This window comes from Chryseolinea sp. H1M3-3 (assembly GCF_029360725.1).
GTDB lineage: Bacteria > Bacteroidota > Bacteroidia > Cytophagales > Cyclobacteriaceae > Chryseolinea.
Genome location: NZ_JARKMY010000001.1, coordinates 1,561,151 through 1,584,559, shown reverse-complemented (window position 1 = coordinate 1,584,559; position 23,409 = coordinate 1,561,151). Strand labels below are relative to the sequence as shown.

Annotated in this window: 19 protein-coding genes; 13 read left to right on the top strand and 6 right to left on the bottom strand. The window is 42.0% G+C overall.

Going from position 1 to position 23,409, the window contains the following annotated elements:
• The first annotated feature begins 169 nt into the window (after positions 1-169).
• The 3 genes from P2W71_RS06955 to P2W71_RS06945 all read left to right on the top strand — a co-directional run bounded on the left by P2W71_RS06955 (position 170) and on the right by P2W71_RS06945 (position 2,989).
• Positions 170-661, top strand: a complete 492-nt coding sequence (locus P2W71_RS06955; RefSeq protein WP_276368782.1) for a GNAT family N-acetyltransferase — start codon at positions 170-172, stop codon at positions 659-661.
• A gap of 227 nt (positions 662-888) precedes the next feature.
• Positions 889-2,361: a ThuA domain-containing protein gene (locus P2W71_RS06950; RefSeq protein WP_276368780.1), complete on the top strand. Its 1,473-nt coding sequence runs from the start codon at positions 889-891 to the stop codon at positions 2,359-2,361.
• A 124-nt stretch (positions 2,362-2,485) separates the two neighbouring features.
• Entirely contained in the window at positions 2,486-2,989 is a 504-nt protein-coding gene (locus P2W71_RS06945) for a GNAT family N-acetyltransferase (protein ID WP_276368777.1), read from the top strand.
• Positions 2,990-3,531: 542 nt separating this feature from the next.
• On the opposite strand, the gene P2W71_RS06940 is transcribed toward P2W71_RS06945, so the two are convergent.
• The 3 genes from P2W71_RS06940 to P2W71_RS06930 all read right to left on the bottom strand — a co-directional run bounded on the left by P2W71_RS06940 (position 3,532) and on the right by P2W71_RS06930 (position 6,455).
• A complete protein-coding gene (locus P2W71_RS06940; RefSeq protein WP_276368774.1) occupies positions 3,532-4,071 on the bottom strand; it encodes a YceI family protein in 540 nt (179 codons plus the stop codon).
• Positions 4,072-4,151: 80 nt separating this feature from the next.
• Positions 4,152-5,030, bottom strand: coding sequence for an AraC family transcriptional regulator (locus P2W71_RS06935; RefSeq protein WP_276368772.1), 879 nt, complete (start codon positions 5,028-5,030; stop codon positions 4,152-4,154).
• Positions 5,031-5,318: 288 nt separating this feature from the next.
• Positions 5,319-6,455 carry a hypothetical protein gene (locus P2W71_RS06930; RefSeq protein ID WP_276368770.1) on the bottom strand — a complete coding sequence of 379 codons (1,137 nt, stop codon included), beginning with the start codon at positions 6,453-6,455 and terminating at the stop codon, positions 5,319-5,321.
• Positions 6,456-6,761: 306 nt separating this feature from the next.
• Between P2W71_RS06930 and P2W71_RS06925 the strand changes: the two genes are divergently transcribed.
• A complete protein-coding gene (locus P2W71_RS06925; protein ID WP_276368767.1) occupies positions 6,762-7,106 on the top strand; it encodes a helix-turn-helix transcriptional regulator in 345 nt (114 codons plus the stop codon).
• The gene (locus tag P2W71_RS06920; protein ID WP_276368765.1) at positions 7,093-9,819 is read left to right on the top strand and encodes an ABC transporter permease; all 2,727 of its coding nucleotides are present in this window, start codon (positions 7,093-7,095) and stop codon (positions 9,817-9,819) included. The genes P2W71_RS06925 and P2W71_RS06920 overlap by 14 nt, the downstream gene beginning before the upstream one ends.
• Positions 9,820-10,126: 307 nt before the next feature.
• On the opposite strand, the gene P2W71_RS06915 is transcribed toward P2W71_RS06920, so the two are convergent.
• Positions 10,127-11,026, bottom strand: a complete 900-nt coding sequence (locus P2W71_RS06915; protein WP_276368763.1) for a YihY/virulence factor BrkB family protein — start codon at positions 11,024-11,026, stop codon at positions 10,127-10,129.
• Between the two features lie 201 nt (positions 11,027-11,227).
• Positions 11,228-11,656: an EthD family reductase gene (locus tag P2W71_RS06910; protein WP_276368760.1), complete on the bottom strand. Its 429-nt coding sequence runs from the start codon at positions 11,654-11,656 to the stop codon at positions 11,228-11,230.
• A 132-nt stretch (positions 11,657-11,788) separates the two neighbouring features.
• On the opposite strand from P2W71_RS06910, the gene P2W71_RS06905 reads away from it, so the two are divergent.
• From P2W71_RS06905 to P2W71_RS06870, 8 genes are all read left to right on the top strand, one after another.
• Positions 11,789-12,691 carry a LysR family transcriptional regulator gene (locus P2W71_RS06905; protein WP_276368758.1) on the top strand — a complete coding sequence of 301 codons (903 nt, stop codon included), beginning with the start codon at positions 11,789-11,791 and terminating at the stop codon, positions 12,689-12,691.
• 339 nt (positions 12,692-13,030) lie between these two features.
• Complete coding sequence (locus P2W71_RS06900) at positions 13,031-13,594, top strand: dihydrofolate reductase family protein (RefSeq protein WP_276368756.1); 564 nt, start codon at positions 13,031-13,033, stop codon at positions 13,592-13,594.
• A gap of 189 nt (positions 13,595-13,783) precedes the next feature.
• Complete coding sequence (locus P2W71_RS06895) at positions 13,784-15,190, top strand: RtcB family protein (RefSeq protein WP_276368753.1); 1,407 nt, start codon at positions 13,784-13,786, stop codon at positions 15,188-15,190.
• Positions 15,191-15,386: 196 nt separating this feature from the next.
• Complete coding sequence (locus tag P2W71_RS06890) at positions 15,387-16,214, top strand: AraC family transcriptional regulator (RefSeq protein ID WP_276368750.1); 828 nt, start codon at positions 15,387-15,389, stop codon at positions 16,212-16,214.
• A gap of 188 nt (positions 16,215-16,402) precedes the next feature.
• On the top strand, positions 16,403-16,810 hold the full coding sequence (locus tag P2W71_RS06885) for a VOC family protein (RefSeq protein WP_276368748.1): 408 nt from the start codon (positions 16,403-16,405) through the stop codon (positions 16,808-16,810).
• 28 nt (positions 16,811-16,838) lie between these two features.
• Complete coding sequence (locus P2W71_RS06880) at positions 16,839-17,276, top strand: DUF6223 family protein (protein WP_276368745.1); 438 nt, start codon at positions 16,839-16,841, stop codon at positions 17,274-17,276.
• Between the two features lie 370 nt (positions 17,277-17,646).
• On the top strand, positions 17,647-18,915 hold the full coding sequence (locus tag P2W71_RS06875) for a paraquat-inducible protein A (protein ID WP_276368742.1): 1,269 nt from the start codon (positions 17,647-17,649) through the stop codon (positions 18,913-18,915).
• Between the two features lie 541 nt (positions 18,916-19,456).
• Entirely contained in the window at positions 19,457-20,158 is a 702-nt protein-coding gene (locus tag P2W71_RS06870; RefSeq protein WP_276368739.1) for a TylF/MycF/NovP-related O-methyltransferase, read from the top strand.
• Positions 20,159-20,437: 279 nt separating this feature from the next.
• On the opposite strand, the gene P2W71_RS06865 is transcribed toward P2W71_RS06870, so the two are convergent.
• Complete coding sequence (locus P2W71_RS06865) at positions 20,438-23,362, bottom strand: PIN domain-containing protein (protein ID WP_276368737.1); 2,925 nt, start codon at positions 23,360-23,362, stop codon at positions 20,438-20,440.
• Positions 23,363-23,409 lie beyond the last annotated feature (47 nt).

The following is a 23,409-nucleotide window of genomic DNA, read 5'->3' as shown; positions in this document are numbered from 1 at the left end:
GCTGACACAGCAACTTCCAAAGGTCACTGACTTCCATTCTTTACAATATTACTTATTTAACGCGCCCAGAATGCCCGGGTTTGCCACAAAGGGTCTTCCTTTTTTTACAATACTCCGGACGCATACGGTGTTTTCTTACCAACAAATAAAATCTGGTAAAATACATTGTATGGAAATCAAAATCCTTGTTCCGTCAAGTGAATCGGATGTAGAAGCGCTCCGTAATTTGGGATATGAGTATCTGGCGACATTAAGTAAAAACATGATTACAAGGGAGTATTTCGAAAGTCAAAATTTTCAGCTGGAGATCGATAAAATGCCATCAGGCTTCGAACGTCCGAATGGGATCTGCTTACTTGCATACGTGAATAATGAATCAGCGGGGACTGTAGCCGTAAGACGCATTGATGCGAATACCTGTGAAATGAAAAGACTTTTTGTTAAACCAAAATTTCAAGGGATGGGATTAGGGAGACAATTGGCCGAACGTGTAATGGCAGAGGCCAAAGATCTTGGGTACACGAAAATGCGTCTTGACACAAGTCGATCTGCAATGGCCGCCGGAATTTCACTTTATCAATCCATGGGGTTCTATGAGATTGCGCCTTACAACGACAATTTTATTGTTGATGCCATATTCATGGAAAAAATATTAGACTGACGTGCTGCGCATCTGTATTAAAACAGAAACGGATCGCCTCGATTTTCGTAATAGTGGTAAGGCGTTGTACCCCGGCGTTGCTTAAATATTAGTTTATGACTTCATCCGTAACCAAGGATTCAGTAGCAACTGTTCGAGGCAATGTCTTTTTTATACAATGAAACATTGAAAAATTAACATTACTAGCAACTGATTTGATTGCATAGATTCAACTGCTTTGTGATCCTATGAAAATTGAAATGAATAAGTTTAAAGAATCATCGATTGTCTCAGGCATCGTATTGCTGGTGACAATATTATCATTCACACCCTCCACGGTAAGTCTTGGTCAGGCGATGCCCAAAGTACTGATTCTCACAGGCAATGGAAACGTGCCTCAACATAAAAGGGAGTACCCACCGTGGGTTCACGAATTTCAAAATGACATTGTCGTTAAGATCCTGGGAAAGGACTTCATTGTAGATGTAACGGAAGATCTAGACGTCCTTCAGCCAGACCACCTTGCGCAGTATGACGTGATTATTAGTAACTCAATCTTTCTGACACCAAGTAAAGATCAACTAAACGCTCTCTATAACTTTGTGTCGGCGGGGAAATCTTATTTAACACTCCACTGTGGCATCCTGAGTTTGTTGAATTGGGATCAGTACGAACGATTTATCGGCGGAATTTTTATCGGCGGACCTTCGTCAGTTCCCCAAAGTTTCAAGGTTGTTACCGACAATATCGAATTCTGGGGATACGAATACCAATTTCGCAAATCTTCCGTGCATCCGGTATCAAGGGTGGTTGACGATTTTACGACTACCGATGAACTATACCATTTTCAACCGAGTACACCAGACTTCCATGTACTGGCCCGTGCAGAAAATCTTCCGGTAATGTGGTGGCATCCCGTCGGCAAAGGGAAAGTAATGAGTTTGACGCTCGGTCATGATGAAGCGGCGAAAAATAGTCCGGGATATCAGCATCTGTTACTTAATGGCGTTCGGTGGTTAACCGGTATCCCGCTGATTCAGGCTGTAAGTCCTAAACCATTTTCTAACCGGCAACTGGCGTATAAGAATTCGATATCGCTAAACGCGGTAACTCAATCCGACAGCACTGATCCTTTGACCTTTTGGATAGAAAAAAATGCCAATCCTGAATTGTTCAAGGTAAGTACCACAGACAAAGGAGGAGTGGATATCATGTTTTTAGGAAGGCAGGGTAAAGGAAAAATTTCTGTTGGAGCAAAAACTAAAGCGGGATTTAGTTCGACAAAAAACTTCGATATTACCATATTGGACGATGGGTCAGGGAACATTGCATCATACTTTGGCAATACTGTGAAATGCTCCTCTTATGAAAATAACAGTGATGTTTTTGATGCAGGCAATTTAGTAGACGGAGATCTTTCTACGCGTTGGTCGAGCGCACCGGCTGATACTGCCTGGGTCGTTATTGATCTTCAGAAGGCCTATAAGATTGGCAGAATAGTTTTGGAATGGGAAGCTTCATTTGCCAGCCGATATCTTGTCTTAACATCCAGGAATGGCCGCGATTGGAAAACATTGCACGAAGCTTCCGCCGGTGATGGCGATACTGACGAGTTAACGTTTCAGCCTGCTTCAGCACGCTACATTAAAATTCTGGGTACGGAGCGGGCAAATCAGAAATGGGGATACTCCCTGTACGAAGTAAAGATTTTCAAAGATTAGTCCATCGCTGTTTCGTTGTGTTATGGAATTTAATATGCGACAGTGACCGTCTTGCTTAAAATGCACACAGTCTTTATTCAAGTTGCAAAATAAACAAGCAGTATGACAGCAAGCATACGGAAAAATGTCCCCGATAAAAATTAAAGTATTACGAATCGTTTCAAATTTTTCAATCCTTTATGAATACATCGTCATGAACACTCAGGAAATTAAAATTGCCACAAGTAATGAGATTGAAAAACTTATTCCTGCATTTAAAGAATTAAGACCCCATAGAAATGAACATGAACTTCGGCAATTGCTCTTGGCCGCATTCCAAGAAGGATATCGGGTTGCTTATATAGGTGATTCTGAATTGGCATTTTCTATTTTGGGATTCAGAATCATCACCTTTATATTCTCAGGAAAAACATTAAAAATTGATGACCTGGCAACCTTGGCCAGTCAGCGAAATAAAGGATATGCAGGGAGGTTATTTCAATGGATTAAGAACTACGCTAAAAAGGAAAACTGCGATCATATTCATTTAGATTCCGGATTCCATCGACACGATGCATATAAGTTTTATTTAAATAAAGGGCTTCATGTTGAGTCATTGCATTTTGGAAGAAAGGTAATAGAATTATAAATGAATAATTTTTGCGCGCGATAATTAACAGTAAATAACGCCGGGTCAATTCAATCGACAACCAACGACGAGGGAAATTTTTAATCCAACGGCTACCCTAATGTATTTAACTAAAAAAAGGACAGCATCATCGCGCAAATAATGCGACGAAATTGTACCTTGGTTTGACCGCCCGATATTTCATCCATTCAGAACCCCCATGCTACACGAAAATATTGGCCACAAAAATCCTAGCGATTGGCTTTACATCAGTATTGCATTAGTCTTGCACCAGTGTAGCACCAGTAATCGTTCTATAGAAGTCGTTTTTTTAACGAACACCTACGATCCATGACTGGTGCTTGTCTGATGCGGAAACGACGCGCCGACGAAGAAATGCCTAGTAAGACTAATGCGCATCTGGACAACAACGGAGAACATCTGATGAACATCTAACGCCAGACTGAAGCTACACTGACGCACGACTGATCCGTGACGTTGTGTTTGTGGATTCGATCCCTCCGGATGTTGACCCAGAAGGCGATGTTCAGCAAGATATTTTATCAGGTTACTTTTAGCAATTGAACCGGGCATGAAATTGCCACCGTTTCGCTTACAGCAACACCGCCATGATCAAGTGCTGCATTCCAATTAATACCCCAGTCCTTTCGGTTTATTTTTCCTGTCAGCAAGAAACCGGCCTTTGTGTTTCCAAACGGATCTTTCGGCACAATCCCTGCAAACTCCAAATCAAAGATTGCAGATTTTGAAATGTCTTTGATCGTTAAGTCACCCCTCATTTTGTAGCGTCCTTGACTGACGAATTCTACTGTTGAACTTTTAAACGTCATGACCGGAAACGTTTCGGTATTGAAGAAGTCAATTGATTTGAGGTGCGTGTCACGCTGGAGGTCGTTGGTGTCGATGCTGTTTGTTTCAATGGCGAGTTCTACCTGAACATCGGAAAAATCTTCTTTGTCACTAAAAACCTTTCCCTGAAACTTCTTGAAAAGTCCTTCCGTTTCCGTGATGCCAAAATGCTTTACACTAAATCCAATCCTGGAATGGCTAAAATCAAATACCCATTTTTCTGTCTGTTGCATTGCTAAATATTCTAAATGTTTATCACTTCATTAACAATGCAAAAGTGCAATGAAAGGCAAGCTTCGTATCCAAACAAGTCCTACCTTATTCGGTATTTTTCGGACATTTTGTTTTTGAATACAAGTGGTGACTGGCTGGTTTCGGCTTTGAAAATTTTTGCCAGGTAAGAGCTATCCGTGTAATTAAGTTCAAAGGCGATTTCAGAAACGGTAAGGTCGGTAAAAGTTAAAAGTCGCTTTGCTTCCAGGATGCTTCTTGCCCGAATAATCTCGCTGGCTGTTCTTCCCGTGACTTCTTTAGTAATCAGATTCAGATGGTGCGTTGTGATATGCAGTTTATCAGCAAAGAAAGAGGCGGTATTGTTTTCTGTAAAGTGAATATCAAGCAGACGCTTGAATTCTTTAAATAACACAATGCTTTTTTTGGGGATAGTCCTTTCTTCCCGGCTATCGACACTGCGTTGAACGCGCACCATTAAAATATGAAGGAGGGATTGAATAATTGTTTTGCTCCTGTCCTTTCGCTTCTGCTCCAGAAGAATCTGATCGATGGTGTCTTTAATTTCCTTGAAGTTTTTCTTGTTCAGGTGAATGCAGGGATTTGCATAAAAATTATCCAGAAAACTCAATTCAAAAAGCTTTTCCTTGTTGTTTTGATTAGAGAGAAAAAAATCTTCGGTAAATAAAATTGTGCCGCCGGTTAAAGGCTTCCACTCTTCGAAATGATGTACCTGGTTCGGTGAAATAAAAAATAACGAATTAGGCCGAACGGTGTATTCTTTATAGTCAATGATCTGTTTACTGATGCCGGCTTCTGTCCATAAGATTTCGTAGAAGGTATGTTTATGGAAGTCATCAACATCTGGTTCCTCCATTTCATTAAACAGGAGAATTTCAAATTCCGTAGAATTTTTTGGCTGATTGATAAAGTGACCGATTGTGTAGTGTTTGAAGGCCATGCTTCATTGTGATAGGGGCAAAGGTATTGAAATGTTATTGAAAATGATTCTGCAATTACTTCGGTCAACAAAACACAATTGCTACTTTTTAACAGTAATCGAGTTTCCTTGGTCAAGGGCATTGCACGCCCTTATTGTATTTACAAGGTCAAAAATAGTGATAAAATGCCCTCATGAAATATTTAAGGCAATGCCTGATTGGGAGAAGTGGAAGATGAAGCTGGAAAAGTCATTGGCGTAAATCAACTTTTATTGACACAAACACGCAGCAAAATATTGCACCCATCCCTACTTCACCACCATTCGTATCACCGCATTGTCAGTGTCAGCGATGTAGACGTTTCCGGCGTTATCTACGGCAACGGCCCAGGGATTGGACAGAAGCGCTGATGTAGCCGGTCCGTTGTCGCCGGCAAAACCGTGAACACCGGTGCCTGCAATTGTGGTGATGATGCCTGTCGCTACAGTGATTTTTCGGATAGCAGCGTTGTTATTGTCGGCAAGATATACGTTCCCTTCCTTGTCGACCGCGATGCCATGCCCGCCGAAAAATGTTGCTTCGGTAGCAGGTCCACCGTCGCCGCTATAACCTGGTTGCCCTGTGCCCGCGATTGTTGTAATGATACCATTGGTCACCTTTCGAATCCTGTTGTTGCCTGAATCGTTGATGTACAGGCTGCCTTCTTCATCAACGGCGAGCCCTATGGGAACGTTAAGTCTTGCGTCAGTAGCCGGGCCGTTGTCTCCACTATATCCTGGCTCATCCGGACCAAGGCCGGCAACGGTGGTGACTTTTCCATTTGAAATCTTTCTGACGGCGTTGTTCTGTGTGTCCGAATAATAGATATCACCGGTCGCATGATCAACAGCAATTCCCTGTGGCGCATATATGCCGACATCCAAGGCCAACTGACCATCGCCGGGATAGTTTCTGATTCCAGCCTTGCCGGCGAACGTATACAATTGCCCGTTTGATTTTTTGACCTGTCGCAGCAGCGCGCGACTTGTCTCACTAAAAAAGATATCACCTGTACTTGAAATAGCGACATCGAAGCTCGCGTCGAGCACAGCATCCAACGCATCTGTACCTTCGGGCGCGGGATCAGCGTATGGCTGGTTAAATCCACGGAACTTGCCTGCAACGGTGGTGATCTGGCCATTCGAGATTTTCCGAATAACATTGGCTGCTCCATCGGCGAGATACAAGTCTCCGGCTCCGTCAATGGAAAGGCCTACGACCCAACCCAGCTTCGCGCCGGCAGGACTTCCGCCATCTCCCGAAAAACCAACCTCTTGTGGTATGCCTGCAATAGTAATAATGTCGCCTGATTCAACCTCGGGTGAAGAAGGACCTTCCTCCTCCGTGCAACGCGATGCCAGTAGCGCTACTGCAAACAGCGCAATAAGAAACTTCAAACGTGTCATACTTTCTGTTTACTCCATAACGCCAGGTCCGGAAAAAGATACAGCCACAATTCAACCTCATATTGGACCTTGCCGTTGTTAAATGGATTTACCTGAGAAGCTGCCCTGCTACTCCAGTTTTTTAGGAAACGATTTACCAACAAACCTGGAAGTAGTATTGAAGGCTTACCCGTTGCATCAAAGTCGAACGTTGTTGTTCGCTATCGATCATCGGCCCATCAGCCAGTCACTTGTTTTTATAGTGTAAACCCGATATTCATACCTGGCATCATTATTAATACTACATTTGAGAATTTATTCCTTGCCATGAAGAATTTTACTTTAGGAGAGTTCGAAGAAGTCGTCATGCTAACCGTGGGGGTTTTGTATGATAGTGCCTACGGCGTATCCATCAAAATGGAAATTGAACAGCGTCTCAATCGCACCGTCAGTGTGGGCGCTTTGCAAATAGCCCTGAAGCGACTCGAAGATAAAGGTTATCTTAAATCACGCGAAGGAGAAGGGACAGAAGAACGGGCTGGCAGACCCAAGAAATATTTTCAGATTACAGCGCTCGGCAAACGTGCCATCGAGCACAGCAGGGCACAACGCGAAGCACTGTGGAAGGCAATCCCTAAAGCAGCCTTGCACCCAAAAATTGTCGGAAGATAACAGGCATAACACCTTACCCTATATTGTGGCAACCCATAGCAATCATCCTCCCCAATTGTTTCTGCGTTTTTTCCGGTGGTTCTGTCATCCGGAACTGCGCAGGCACATTGAAGGAGACCTCGTGGAATTATATCACCTGCAACGTGTACGCGCTGGCAAACGAAAGGCGGATATCCGTTTTGCCATTGACGTGATGCTGCTCTTTCGCCCTGGCATTATCGGGCCAATAAAATCTGACGTCAACCTTAATCACTACGGTATGTTAAAAAGTTATTTCATCACCAGTTGGAGAACCATTACCAAGAACAAGGGTTTTGCAGCAATCAATGTTTTCGGTCTCGCCATCGGGCTGGCGGCTTGTCTTCTCATCCTTCAGTTTGTGATTTTCGAACTGAGCTTCGACACTTTTCATTCCAAACTTGATCGTACTTATCGCGTTACCAATGATCGTTTTCAAAACGGGAAACTCATTCAACATGGAACGATTACTTATCCCACCATCGGACCGGTAATGGCAAGAGATTATCCGGAGATTGAAGATTATGTACGCATCATGCCAGGAGGAACACTCAACGTCAGGATTGACGACAAAAACTTCAGAGGTGATGACAGCTACTTTACCGATCAGAATTTTTTTACCGTATTTGATTTCAAACTACTTGCCGGCGACAGAAAAACATTACTAAAAGATCCTTACACGGCTGTCCTGACGGAAAGCACCGCCCGAAAATATTTTAGTCCCGATAGCAATAACCTCTCGACGTTAATCGGCAAAACATTTTATTGGGGACTTGATCCACAACCCTACGAAGTTAAAGGGATCGTATCCAACCCACCGGCTAACAGCCATTTTCAATTTGCTGCGCTTATTTCCTACTCGACAGTGACCACCACTGATAAAGACGCGGATATCAGCTGGACCTGGTCAGACATGTATCATTATCTCGTCTTAAAACCTGGTACTGATCCGAAATCCCTGGAAAAAAAATTCGAGGACTTCAGTGAACGTTATTTTAAAGGCGACAAGGTTACGGGCAGTATTGAAAAATTTTACCTGCAGCCTATGCGTAAAACACATTTGTATTCTGACTATGAATACGATTTTGCTGTTACGGCCAGTGGCAAAGCGGTTTGGGCTATGGTAATCGTTGCAGTTTTTATTTTGGTGATCGCATGGATCAACTATGTCAATCTGACAACGTCGCGCGCGATGGAACGCGCGAAAGAAGTAGGACTTCGTAAAGTGATGGGCGCCTTTAAATCGCAGCTAGTTTCCCAGTTCATCCTTGAATCGCTGCTGATCACCGGAGCGGCGGCTCTGATTGCCATCATACTTGTTACATCCTTGCAGCCTTCGTTCAACCAACTCGTGGGTACCGGACTAACATGGAATCTCCTGGTGGAAAACCTCACGACCCAACAAGTCGCAATAATTATTGCAGGGCTTGTTGGCGGCGCCTTGATCGCAGGCATGTATCCCGCATTCATCCTTTCCCGGTATCAACCGGTCATGGTGCTCAAAGGAAAATTCGCGCGAAGCGCAACTGGCAACTTCTTCCGGAAGTCGCTTGTGATTTTTCAGTTTACCGCATCTGCGGCTTTGATTACCGGAACACTAATCGTAACGCGGCAAATTGAATTCATGAACAAAGCCGAGTTGGGCTTCGGCTTAAACAACATTGTTGTTGTACGATCGCCTGAATTGCTTGCGTATGATTCAACGTTTATCACACGCGTGGAGGATTTTAAAGAAGCGTTAAAACAGTTCTCCAGCGTTACTAATGCCACCACCTCATGGCGTATTCCGGGCGATCGGCTTGGCCGTGCCTTTAACATCAGAATTGATGGCCAACCTGCGGAAACACATTATACGGTTAGCCACGTGGGTGTAGACTACGATTATTTCAAAACGATGGGCGTTCGTGTTATTGCTGGCAGACCCTTCTTGCCCAGCGACCACCATGCGAATTTTGAAAAGCTCAACACAATCATCATCAACAAAAACGCCATGCACCTTTTTGGCTTTGCCAATCCTGATGACGCGTTGGGACGCGATGTGCTGTGGGGAAATGACGGAACGCGCAAGTGGAAAATAATCGGTGTGGTGAACGATTATCACCAGGAAGGACTTCAAAAGCCTATGGAGCCGATGCTATTCCGTCCGGCGTATAGCCCAGGTTCGCCGATTTCCATCAAGGTACAAGGAGCAAATATCGACCAGACACTTGCAGGCATTGAAGGAATCTACAAGAAATTTTTCCCAGGCAATTCGTTTGAATATTTCTTTCTTGAGAGCCAATACAAAAGACAATATCAAGACGACAATAGATTTGGAAAAGTGATTACGATTTTTACTGTTCTCGCCATGATTGTAGCATCACTGGGTATGATCGGTTTATCATCTTACACAGCATTACAACGAACGAAAGAAATTGGTATCCGCAAGGTATTAGGTGCCTCTGTTTCAAACATTGTTTCGATCCTTAGTTTTGGTTTTATCAAACTGGTTTTAATTGCGGCATTGTTTTCTCTTCCCATCGCATACTATTTTATGAATGAATGGCTGCAGGGTTATGCTTACAGAATAAATCTGGGATGGCTGCTTTTTGCGTTACCCGTAATTATCGTGGTACTCATTGCCGCAGTAACCATCTTCTTTCAAGTACTGAAAGCAGCGTTGACAAAACCGGCGGAAACGTTGAAATACGAGTAACAAATTTGGATCATCCCTTTGCAAACAATCTGCGGAAATGTTCAACGAAGGGTTAGTAAATCAGTGCGGTAGACTTTCAAACTGATAGTGCACGAATCTGAGCCTACGGTCGCCAGAACATCTAACTCGACCTTCAGTTTATGATACCGGTTTTTTCACGGGCAGTAAGTTAAGGTACAACTCTTGGCCTAGTGTTAACACTTGAATAGCAAAGAAGCTGGATGAACGCTTCAAACCAAGCAGAACATATTAACTCGAGTTCTGACGGGCTTAGCGCATGTAACCTCGTTGTCAAGCCAGCGTCTCGCTACTTCGATGATACGATTTTCACTTCATAGCTGTCGCTATGCTTCCGTGGCTTTATAGGTCTATCCGTTTCGCTGGCATAGCCGTATGTAAACGAAGCGCCATAATATAAGATTAGCGACGAGTAGAAGATGAACAAAAGGATGAAAAATACGGAGGCGAATGCGCCGAAGATGGACACCATGTTGCTGTAATCAAGAAGATGGCCCAGAATCCATTTTCCTATCGTGAATAGCACTGCCGTAAGTAGCCCGCCAACAAGAGCAACTTTCCAATGCACAATGGCATCGGGCAGAATTTTATAGAGTATCGTGAACCATGCGGTGACAACAAGTACGGAAAAAATAATATTGACTGTTCGTATAAGAATGGCGTCAACGCTAGGAATTAGTTCCGTTACGTACCCTTGAAGGAAAGCCACAGATGTATCCAATAAGAGTGATATGATAAATAAAAAACCTATCGACAGGATCAGTAAAATGGCGATTGATCGCTCTCTCAAATTATATCTTATTTTTTTGGACGTACTTTTACGGATGCGCCATAATTGATTTATAGACTTCTTAATGATGTTGAGAAGATTAGTCGCAACGAACAGCAGAAAGATGAACCCACCTACGGTGATATACCAATCTCCTCCAAACGATTTAACATTTTCAACAATAGATTTTATTTGTTCGGAGGTTTCGGCTCCAAATACTTTTTCTATTGGCTGAAAGAGCTTTCCAGCAATTTTACTGTTTCTAAAAAGGATGCTTAAGATATTAACAAGGACAACAAGGATTGGTGTGAGTGAAAACAACGTGAAAAAGGCGGTAGCACTCGCGAGAATAAGCGGCTCATTACTTTTCAGCTGAACAAAAGCATTCCTAAATAATCCATATATTTTCTTTGATTCCATTATCATCCCTGAACACCGATAAAGGCATTTCGTAACATAAACAACGAAAGATAGCAATCTTCTCTATGGGCTAGCGTAAAACGAAATCCACCAAATCGCTAGCAGTCAATCGTCGGGTTGGGCATGACGCAACTTAATTTATTAAAACAATAATGAATCTCAATTTTTTATAATGAACCGCAGTAACCATGATTTCTAATATTACCGGACAACTTCACTCACCAATATGACAGGACTAATATTCGTGTAATTAGGAAAATCTGCTCTGATGGCGTCTCTATTGGGTCCGATGGCTGCCTGATAATCGCTCAGGCTTTTTACATAAAAAGTCCCAATAGCCATAAATGGCAATGGCGTGTTAGGGATTCCACTGGCAACACCTTTTTCAATGGTGTACTTTACCAGATTTGATCCTAAAAACCCTGCTACCATCGGCATGTGTTTGGTTTCATAATACGCCATATCGAAGGTCTTGCCTTCTGCAAATGGGTACATCACAGACACTTTAATTAATCCTTTCTCCACAACGGTAGAACTGTGCTTTTTTTCTTTTCGCGATTGCTTTTCCTGACTGAAAGCGGCAAAACAAGTGATCAAAAGTAAAAACGAGATAATGAGCTTAGCATTCATAATTTAATTTTTTTAGTTATTGAAGTAGTGACATATTCTATTCGAAACCTGAGGCCCCAAGGTCAGCAAAAAGCTTATATTCGCAAAACTCTATTTTTCGATTGAAACAATCGATAAAACCGATTTAGAAACATGGAACTAAGACAACTGAAATACTTCCTGAAAGCAAAGGAACTTTTAAACTTTACTGAAGCCGCAAAGGTTTTGAATATCAGCCAAAGCACATTGTCTCAACAAATCAAGCAGTTGGAAGACGAATTGAATGTGTTATTGTTCGACCGGATTGGCAAACGAATAATGCTTACAGAGGCGGGTGAAATGTTTAGTGAGTATGCTTTGCAAAGCATCAATAGAGCGAACGAAGGACTATTGCTTTTAAAGGATTTGAATAATATCAATACCGGGAAAATAACCATCGGTGTGATCTACTCCATGCGAATCCTTTTTGCAAAGGCATTGATACAGTTTGCAAAGCAATACCCCAATATCAAAATTCAAGTAGTCTTTGGCACTACCAAAGATCTTCTCGAAAAACTTAATACACATCATTTTGATTTTATTTTGACCTTTTACGAAAATGTTAAACAACCGAATTTAAAATATCAAGCACTTTTAAACTCCAATATGGTATTGGTGACTGCTAAAAAATCATCCCTGGCTAACAAACGCAGTATTTCACTTACCGAAGTTGCCGACCTTCCATTGGCTTTACCTTTCAGTGGTTATAGTACGATTCAATTTTTTGTGGAATCCTTTCGTCAAAAAAACCTTAGGCCGAATATCTGCATGGAAATAAATGATATTCCTACGCTATTTGAAATTGTAAAGACAGGTCATTGGCATACTATCTTGAGTGAGACTAGCGTAAACGACCCCCATGTAGTGGGTATCCCCATTGAAGGAAAAAACATGAAACGGACTATCATGATTGTTTCTCTCAAAGAAGCCTACGAAAAGAAAGCTGTGAAAAAATTTTACGAACAGCTTATTGGAGAAGAATTCGGGCGTAAAGGTAAACACCTGATCAAGTCGTGAGGCCACTTCACAGATATTTCAAAGCACCAGGCTATAGGTTGTAATGTATTGCGCCCCTTTTCTCGCATGAATTGGGTGAGTCAATCACGAGCACTATTTTCATTTGATGCACTTGCCGTCCCTGGATCAGGTCGCTAGCATGCTGATGGACCCTGGTAAGACGATAACTAAAAGTAATCCTTTTGGTAGCCATTTCGGATAAAACACCCCCACGATGCCGCTTTTACACCCGCTTTGATACAAAAGGGTTGATGATATTTGTGACGAGAGATTTTTTGTGAGGGAAATATATGCTTCATGAGAAACTGAATAAATGAAGACTTCAAACAAAAAACTACGATGAGAAAGCTAATCTTTGCAATCAATCTTACGCTGGATGGGTGCTGCGATCATACTAAAGGTATTGCTGATGAAGAACTGCATGACTTTTATGCGCAGCTCTTACGTGATGGCGATACCTTTGTTTATGGGCGAAAAACTTACGACCTGATGGTTCCGTTTTGGCCTGACATTGCCAAAACTAATGCTGGTCCCACCAAGTCGATGAACAATTTTGCTCAGGCATTTAATGCTGTCAAAAAGATTGTTGTGTTCTCCAGGTCCTTAGAAAACGTCGACGATAAAAAAACAACTATTGTTCGTACGAACCTCAAAGATGAAATTCTGAAACTAAAAAAGCAGGAAGGTAAAAACATCTTAACAGGCGGTGTGGATATCCCCTCGCAGCTTATCGGACTTGGTCTTGTAGATGAGTATTATTTTGTCTTTCAACCCCTCGTTGTAGGAGCAGGAAGACGATTATTTGACCACGCTGCATTGCAAGAAAAGCTGCAACTCGTCGAGACGAAGGTTTTTACATCGGGATGTGTTGCCCTACGTTATGTGAAGGGTGGAGCCGCATGATAGGGGTTTGCTCCCTTTAAATCTTCAGCTTCTAATTAACGACAGCAGCATCACCAACGACAGATCACTCTTATTTTTTTGCCGTTTTAATAAACATATCAACAGACGACATAGTTAAAAAAATAACTTTTATCCACGCGGAAAGGTTGCGCATTACCTTCCGGTCGTTTGAATCGTTAAGAGAAGACTATGAAGTTAACAGGAAATGACTTAAAGCAAATTGGTTTTATAGAAGGCAAAGCACTTGGCGTTGCACTTGATCTTGTTGAAAATCAATACGCACACTTAAGCTTCGACGACAAGCTTGCCTTGCTACAACAAATATTACGCAATCCTTCGTCTTTTATCAGCGATGACATATTGGCCCCGGTTGCAGCTGAATTATTAAAACCAGCTAACGAAACAGTTGCGCTTAACATGGAGGGCAAATCTTATCAGATTTATGGTGCCGAAGCAATTGAGCAAGGTGCCCTTCAGCAGATGGAGACTGCGATGAAATTACCCGTAACAGTAGCCGGCGCGTTGATGCCTGATGCACATCAGGGCTACGGTCTCCCCATTGGAGGCGTATTGGCTACAAAGAATGCGGTAATACCCTACGGTGTTGGAGTCGATATCGGTTGCAGAATGTGTATGACCCTTTATGACCTTCCATCAACTATTTTGGTGGATAAGAAAGAAGATCTTAAAAAGATATTGATTAACAACACCAAGTTTGGACAAGCTACTTTCAAAAAGCCAAAGGATCACGAGATCCTGGATCGAAAGGAATTCAGCGAGTTAAGCATTGCGCGCGCAATGAAAGATCGCGCGTGGCAACAAATTGGATCATCTGGCGGCGGGAATCACTTTGTTGAATTTGGAGTTGTAGAAATATTGAATCCGATCAATGAGTTTCATGTAGCACCCGGAAAATATATAGCTGTGCTTTCGCATTCAGGCTCTCGTGGACTAGGCGCCAATATCGCACGCCATTATACCAATATTGCTATGGGAGTTTGCAGACTACCACAAGAAGCAAAACATTTAGCATGGCTTGATCTCCACACAGAAGCCGGACAAGAATACTGGCTTGCCATGAATCTTGCCGGGGATTACGCGTCTGCCTGCCATCACCAAATTCATGAACGCATGGCTATAGGGTTGCGTGAGACCCCGTTGGCTATGATAGAGAACCATCACAATTTTGCATGGAAAGCAAAAGATACTTTTGGTAACGACATCATCGTTCATCGTAAAGGTGCGACACCAGCAGGAAAAGATGTGCTGGGTATCATTCCTGGCTCAATGGCATCCTCAGGTTTTATTGTCCGGGGAAAAGGATTGGCCGCGTCGATCAATTCAGCATCCCACGGAGCAGGACGATTAATGTCACGTACAAAAGCAAAACAGACCATCGTGCCCGGTCATGTAAATAAAGTATTGAAAGCAGCGGGCGTGGAATTGATAGGCTCAGGCCTTGATGAAGCGCCCATGGCTTATAAAGATATTCATCAGGTTATGGAATATCAAAAAGATTTGGTGGAAGTGCTTGGTACCTTTATGCCTAAGATTGTAAGGATGTGTGGTGATGAGAAGTTCCAGGAGGTGGATTAACTTGGATAGGAAATCAACATGCAACGCGAATCTTTTTTATGCAGAAATTGATAACATTATTAATTTAGTCAATGATGCGCATGTTAAGATTTGAAAAATGATTCTAAAGATTTCGACACTTAAGTAAATAGTTAAGATCATCAACATCGGTCGGCGCTTTGAACTGATTATGGCAACTACAAACGAGGCTTAAGTAATGATGCAATATAGTATGCACACGCCACAAGGAATTCTTGGTGAATACGTGCGCTTCTTTTGGAGTTTGGACGTGCTCGTTGACGCGATGGATACTTTTGTTCACCGTGCACTACCCGACAACTGTGTAGAACTTATATTTTATTGTAAAGGAAAGTTGGCGATAAGCTCGTTAGCCGGAGACGAAGGGACCACGTTTGCCTCAGGAGTTTTCGGACAGGCTCAAAAGTTCAGACAGTTTTCGACAAAGCATAGCTTTCACCTTTTTGGTGTCTACCTGTATCCCTATTCATTCAAACTGCTTTTCAATTTGCCAGCACATCATTTGCACAATGAGAAGATTGACACTGAAACGCTTTGGGGGCTTAGGGGAAAGATGCTCGAAGAGCAAATTATGTTAGCCGATACTGATCATCAACGCGTGCAGCTGGCTTCTCAATTTTTGCTCGATAGGATTAAAATGATCCCGAATCATGATAAAGCCTTTGTGCGGAAAATTAAGTCGGTCGTTGATAATGACAGCATTCTTTCTATTCCTTCATTTGCGCACGACTGTAATCTTTCACGAAGACAATTCGAAAGAAAATTTAAAGAGTTTTCTGGGTTTAGTCCAAAAGATTTTTTCAACGTCGTCCGTTTTAAGAATGTCTTAAAGGCAATGGACCAACAACGGAAACCTCTTGCGCAAATCGCCATCGAAGCAGGTTATTATGATCAGTCACACTTTACAAACGAATTCAAAAAATATTCCGGCTACAGCCCCAAAGAATATGCCATCAACTATCCTGAGGAAATCGACACCCGGGCTACACGCGATTTCAAGTATTAGAATGTCGCAATTTTCCAAGAATATTTCTTTGTAGGTTTTCTTCTTTGCAACAAAAACATCCCGTAAGGCCGAGGTTAAACAATGAGCAGGACTTGAATGCAATCTTGTCTCAAGTATCCTTGCCTGATGTTTACCACAATGAGGTTAATTTTTTCACGTAACGATCGCACATTCAAAACACTAAAATTATGGGCAGCACTTTTTTAAATTCCGAAACCGTAAGTGTTCGATATATTGTTAATGATATAGACACTTGTGTGAAATTTTATACAGAGCTATTAGGCTTTGATGTGGTGATGAATCCGCCAGGTGGCTTTGCAATGTTATCAAAAGGCAATTTGCGTCTTTTACTCAATCAACCGGGCGCAGGTGGTGCTGGTCAAGCAATGCCCGATGGAACCGTGCCGGAGCCAGGGGGATGGAATAGAATTCAATTACAAACACAAAATCTTGACGCTGCGATTAAAGAACTGAAAAACCAGAAGGCCAGGTTTAGAAACGAACTTGTAATGGGTAATGGCGGAAAGCAAATTTTAATGATTGATCCGTCAGATAATTTGATCGAACTCATCGAGCCTCAACGAAAAATTTCATAGTCTCTTAATTCTCAAAAAAAATGGTCATATGAGAAGCTTTATTCCATTCATCTTTCCAGCCATACTCACCATCGCCGTTTCGCTTTTAGCAACGTACACCGTGTTTTCGCAAACAGAACAAAAGTCTAACGTAGCAGCTACCGGTAGTGAAAAACATTCGTACGTCACGGGCATCACCACTGCGCGAGCCAAGTCACTTATAGGCGTTGCAGTCGGATTGAGCAGCTTGATTATTGGATGGCGTGCTAAAAAAAGGTCTGCAGTTGGAACGCGTACGCAGCGACACTGGGCCATCACGGCCTTGGCACTCGGGCTGGTAGCGCTGTTCCTCGGTGTAACGCATCTGGCGAATGTCACTGGAGGTTTCGGCTCGGGTGGAGGAAAGGCAGGAGCTATTGTAGCGCTCTTCCTTGGACTCATTGGTGCAAGCATCAGCTGGATCGCACTTCGTTCTCAGCAAAAATAAATTCTGGTTCTGTGATGCTCCATATTCCCTGCCCTACTAAAACACGGGTGATATCAATCGTCGTTAAATCGTTTTGCATTATTGACTGAATCTCTTCAGTATTTGACATTGCCCACCGGGCTACGCTTAGCATTTGTGACTCGTCTTGCTACAAATCTCCTTGCGTCTTTAATTTTTTCACCATTGTCGTGATTTATCTGCAACCTAATTGAGCAATTAAGCGCATTACGACTATTGATATATCTGATTATGTGCTTGGCAAATATTGTGTTCGAACCGAAACCAACGCGTTGTTGTTAACTTGTGTTTTAATTCTGACGCGATTCAATCACAACGTAAACCATTAATCGCATCATTTAAACGCATCACAATGAAAGAACCCAAAATCTTTATTCTTATCATTCTCTTCGGTGCCATTGTCTTTTTATCATTCAATGTATACAAGACGGCGAATAAGAAAAGAATGGTGAAGGAAGACCTGATCGAATTATCAAAAATTAAATACGGTCTTTTTAGCGTTGATGAATGGAAGCAGATCCTTGCTTCGATAATCACAAAGAAAGTAGGAGAATTCAATTTCGACGGCGCTAATCGCGATAATATGCGAAAAGAAATTTCCGCGTTTCTTTACAAACAGATAGATCAGTTCGAGCAGCGGTTCCGGGAACAAAATTCCGGAACCCTCACAGGATTCTTTAAAACAAGTATACTTTCCCTGGCCGGTGGATTCAGCGACATAAAAAGAGATATTCCCAAAATCACCGAAGACATTATCGATTTCATGAATAATCCGAAAAACAGAAAAGCTGTCAGAGAATTTATCATTCAAAAAATGAATGCTTATGCAGACAATACTTTTTCTAAGATTGACTACTCAACTCACAACGAAATATTAACGAAGTACAACTACAAGGATAGAGGCGAAGCGATAACAGGCCTCACAGATAAAATTAAAACGCTGGACGATGAGAGCAAAGCTTATGAGAATAGCTTATTGATCGTGGCGGGGTTAACCGGATTATATATCATCCTTTCAACACGATTGTCGAAAAATGAATTTCTCGTTATCACGATCAGCTGTTTTGTCCTTCTCATCATCGGACTTTTATTACCCATGATCGAAATCGATGCGCGGATTGCTAACATGACCTTTAGTCTTTTAGGCGAGTCCGTGAGCTTTCAGGATCAAGTGTTATATTATAAAAGCAAAAGCATATTAGAGGTAGTCAGGCTGATGATAACACAAGGTCGCGTTGATTTGATTTGTGTTGGGATATTGGTGCTGACATTCAGCATCCTATTTCCTGTTGCAAAATCAATCTCATCTATACTGTATGTTTATTTGCCGAATTTAAAGTCAAGTAAATTTATACAATTCATGGTGTTTAAAACCGGCAAGTGGTCTATGGCCGACGTCATGGTTGTGGCGATTTTTATGGCTTACATTGGCTTTGCAGGAATTATTACCGAACAGCTAAAACAATTAGAAACCTTAGCTCAGAACATTGATATTCTGACAACGAACAAATCTGCCCTGCAAGCCGGATTCTTCGCGTTTACATCTTTTTCGGTGTTGAGCCTTTTAATTTCTCATAAGCTGCAGTACGAGATATCGACACCCGACAGACCACTGCTTTAACTAAGATCAAAACTGACGTTTACACCAAACTTTTGCTTTAAAGGTCAACCCGTATTCCGTAATTTGCCGATTCGATATCTTTGCGTTTCTTAGTAACAATTCGCCCTTCCTGAGAGCAATACTTTAGTCGTATCACCGACGATAGAGACTATCTCCCTTCCTGAGTCCTACAACATTTACTTTTTGTTTGTCCATAGTTGTGATTATTTATGAATCAGATAAAAAGATCGTCGCCATCCACATTGAAGTGCATCACATGCCCCCACCAGGTACCTTGGTTTATAATTTTGACGCTTAATTATTCAAATCTTTTTGTTACATTCATCACTCCAATAAACGTTGAAATAAAATAATCACTATGAATCCCTTAGTCAAGGACTGAGTATTAACCACAGGATTCCCCTCTAATGATGCTGCTTCGTCTAGGCAGTGAGTGATTTATATTTTAAAATTTTTCCAACTATATTTTTTACTTATGAGAACTTCTGACAGTGCTCTAATAATTATTGCTAGATTTTTCCGTCTTAATAAACTTTACCGAATGGTACGGGGGCTTTTACCGGAGTCAGCCAATAAAAAAATTGAAAAGCTTACGATGGATAATGTTTTTATCCCGTTGGTCAGTTCAGCCGAAATTGAACCTAAGTATAACAGGGCATGGAAATACATCATTGAAAGGATTGGTCATGATGCGAAAGGTGATTATCTCGAATTTGGCGTTTCCCACGGGAGTTCGTTGAGTTGTATGCATCGTGTATTAAAAGAATTAAAGTTGAACGATGTTCGCCTTTTTGGCTTCGACTCTTTTGAAGGTATGCCAGAAAGTGCTGCGAACGAAGATGGCGGTGTGTGGAAGCCTGGACAATTTGCCAGCCCCATTGAATTTACCAGAAAACTTTTAACTGACCGAGGGGTAGATTGGTCTAGAACGTTCCTCATCAAAGGCTGGTTCAATGAGACGTTAACCCCAGAAACAGTGAAAAAACATTCGATTACCAAAGCCAGTGTCATCATGATAGATTGTGATATTTACTCTTCCTCCAAGGCTGCGCTTACTTTTTGTGTTCCCCTTATTAAAGATCTTGCTATTGTATTTTTTGACGACTGGAAGGATGACAAGGATTTTGGTGAATACAAGGCCTTTGAAGAATTCCTGAAAGAGAATCCTCAGTTTGAATCAGAACCATTTGGTGATTACGCCCCCACGGGCAAAATTTTTGTTGTCTCTAAGAAGGCAAAATAATAAGGGAGATATTATACCGTGTGAAAGGCGTTGAAAAACAAAAAACCTCGAATCCATTACGAATTCGAGGTTTTGATTCTCTTTGACCCCGATGGCTATCGGGGCTCAGCAGAGGAGGAGGGAGTTTTTAACTCCAGCCTATGCGTTGTATGTCAAATTTTTGTAAGGAATGAATATTCTTTATCCCGAATTTCCACCTTTACAAAAAGAGTCGTTTAGTTCAATTCGTAATTGGGAGTAAATATACAAAAAATCGAAACTATTGGCTTGCACAAAAGTCTATTCTTCCCGCACGTCCCACGGCTTTCGAATATAGATCGAATAGTATTGCTTTTCTAAATCAGATATTACCTCGTCCTTCAATTGAGATTCTAAATACTCACGAACTTTGGTGCAACTTGCAATTCTTCGAAAATAGTATCTCGTTTTATATTCAGAAATCCACGCCGGATCAAAATTTCCATAGTCGAATTCCTCCATGTTCAGCAGCCATTCGTAATATGGACTTAGTTTTCGAATAACATCGAATCTCGCCGCATTTGTGTCAAGACCAATCTTGAATACCAAATTCAGTAGATGGTTCACTCCATCATATCGATCACTGGGCCTTCCCAACAAGAATCCCTTAATTTCCTGTCGGCCTGCACTTGGTAACACGCTGGCAAGCAATTTCTCAAAATCAGAATCATCATACGGTATTATTCCGAAAATGACGGACTCGTAGTAAATCTCAAATCTGAAATTTGCGTGAAGATTATTGCGAATAATTGCTTTCAACTCCTGCGCAACGCTCTCCTCCTGCACGATCCTACAAATCTGGATCAACGGACTATGCAGCTGTAGAATACCGCCGGCATCTACCTTGGTATAGGCATGCTTTATAAAATCCAGTTGAGCATCTCTTACCGAAAGCTTGAGCTTGCGAGTCGAATAGATTTCACATATAGACTCAACACATCCAGTTTTTAAATACTTTCTGTTTTGAACGAACACCCACATCGCTCTATTTAGGAGCTCTATATCCAAGTCCATTCCGACCCGGACGATTAGGGATCGGACACGCTTCAAGTTTTCCGCATCGATGCAATCTTCGCTCTCAAGAAAATCAATGACTTTCCCGATCAACGCCATGAGGGTAGGCGGTGATATCTGTGTTATGGAAATTAGCACGATCGCATTCGAAAACAACCGGTTGTAATAGTCCCAAAAGCTGTCACCGTCCAACTCACAATATTTCCTTACTGCTTTGGAGAGTTCTCTCACGCCAGAGAAAAAGTTATTCAAGCTGTCAACAAATGTTCCCTCTTGATCATCTTCTCTTTCGTAGGCAAGTTTCTTAATCTTGTATCGTAAATAGTACTTATTAAGGTTTTCCGCTGTACCGTACAGCATCATTCGCTGAAGTATCCAATCGTCGAAACTTACCAGGCGACTTCCCGACTCTGCTTTCACGGCATGTGATGCAAACATCGCTTCAAAAATCCGATCAGCTAGATTCGAAAATTCGTTGAATTTGTTGAAGATAATGCGATTGTCTGTCAAAAATGAATCGATCTGCGCAAGTTGATTTATCAGCGACCACACATAGGTGTTTGAACTAAATCCACCGGACAAACTATGAAAGTAATTATCAAGAAGCTTGTAGTGAAGTTCATGTGCCTTCTCTTTAGTTGATTTCAAGAAATTGTCTTCGGACAAATATTCCAATACCTCGCGATTGTGAGGTGCAGCATAGTTGGGCATTCGCTCGGCTGGATTTATAGCCATTAACAAATTTGCCAGTTGCTCTATGTCCTTGTCTTTGAAATAACTGTTGAATAGAAATATTCCAAGCTTCGATAAGTTGAATTCTGAAATGAAAGCCGAAGTATTTAGATTTTTATCTTTTAGCAATGGAAGCGCCCTTTGGAGAATTCGAGTCGCTGCCATATAGTTTCCGCAAAGATAGTTTGCGTAAGCAAGTTGTAAGTATTGCTGCTCATTTACTGGCTCATCGGCCAATTGTTTCAATGCATCAACAAAGTTAAATCTTCGAAACTCACATATCGGACAATGGCAAGTATTTCGGTCTCCGGTAAACCGCGTTGAAATGCGCTTACCGCCTCTGTTGTTGGATATTGAAAAAATTAGATCCCGCGTCAAAAGCCGAAGCACTTCTTTGGATTTCCCCACGGCGTCAACAACTTCAGGGAAAACGTCTTGCAGCGCATGAGGCAACGGAGCACCATCCTGGTCGACGCTGAGTTGGACGAATAAGTCGAGCAATTTCTCATTACTTGTCTCGGCATTAAAATGGCCGTAACCAGAGCTGTGTTGGTTGCCGATTCGAAACGGATATTGATTAACAATGAACATCGGTGGTACATAGACAATATCCTGATGCATAATGTGCATGTACTGAGCCAGCTGATCAAGCAAGTGTTGACTTCTGTCTAACGATATTTTTATCAACGGCTCCTTTACTTCAATCGTGACGGCGCTTTCTTCTTGAGTTAACGAGATGCCAAGTCGTTTTCGTAAATCGGAAATTGCCCACCCAATATCGCGGTAGTATTCGACTTCAACACCTGGAAAGTCTTCAATCAGTTCCGGATGAATCCGCCGCTCTTTATCGTCGACAGATGCAAACTCGCCTTTGTTATCTGAAATGAAAATGAAAGATTGATTGAGCCGATGAAAATATTCTAGGGCAGTGAAAATAATGAAAGCATCGTTCATGCTGTCCGCCTTGTTGTGGAATGGAGCTTTCCTCGGTACAACGAATCGCTCCGCGCCTCTGGCCTTTGCATCCTTGGTGACCTCTAACAACACTGCACCCTTCAGGAGGTCATCTATCCTGCCTATTAGTTTGTCATAAACCTCTGTATTTGGCTGTAGGTTTTTGGGAACTGTGAGATTTTCAATTTTGGCGACCTCGTGTGTGTGACTATATTTTGCCTGCAGGCTCTGCCTGAAAGCATCGCGATGTTTTTCTTTTTGAATGTTCCATTCTTCCACGATGACTTTGCAGGTAAACAATTGAATCTTATTGTTGAGAATCCAAAATTCCAGGTTCGCAATTAGAAAATTAGCCTTTGGTCCGGTCAGTAAGTTGATCAGACTACACGTGTCAATGTATACGCTAGCCGGCTGCGATACTTGGATGTCGCTTGATACAACGTTGCTCTGGCCAACGACCATGATTTCACCGCCCCCTTGTTCCATGTGTCTGGTTAATCTTGTTCCCTACCTTGTTTGATTTTTTCAAGCAG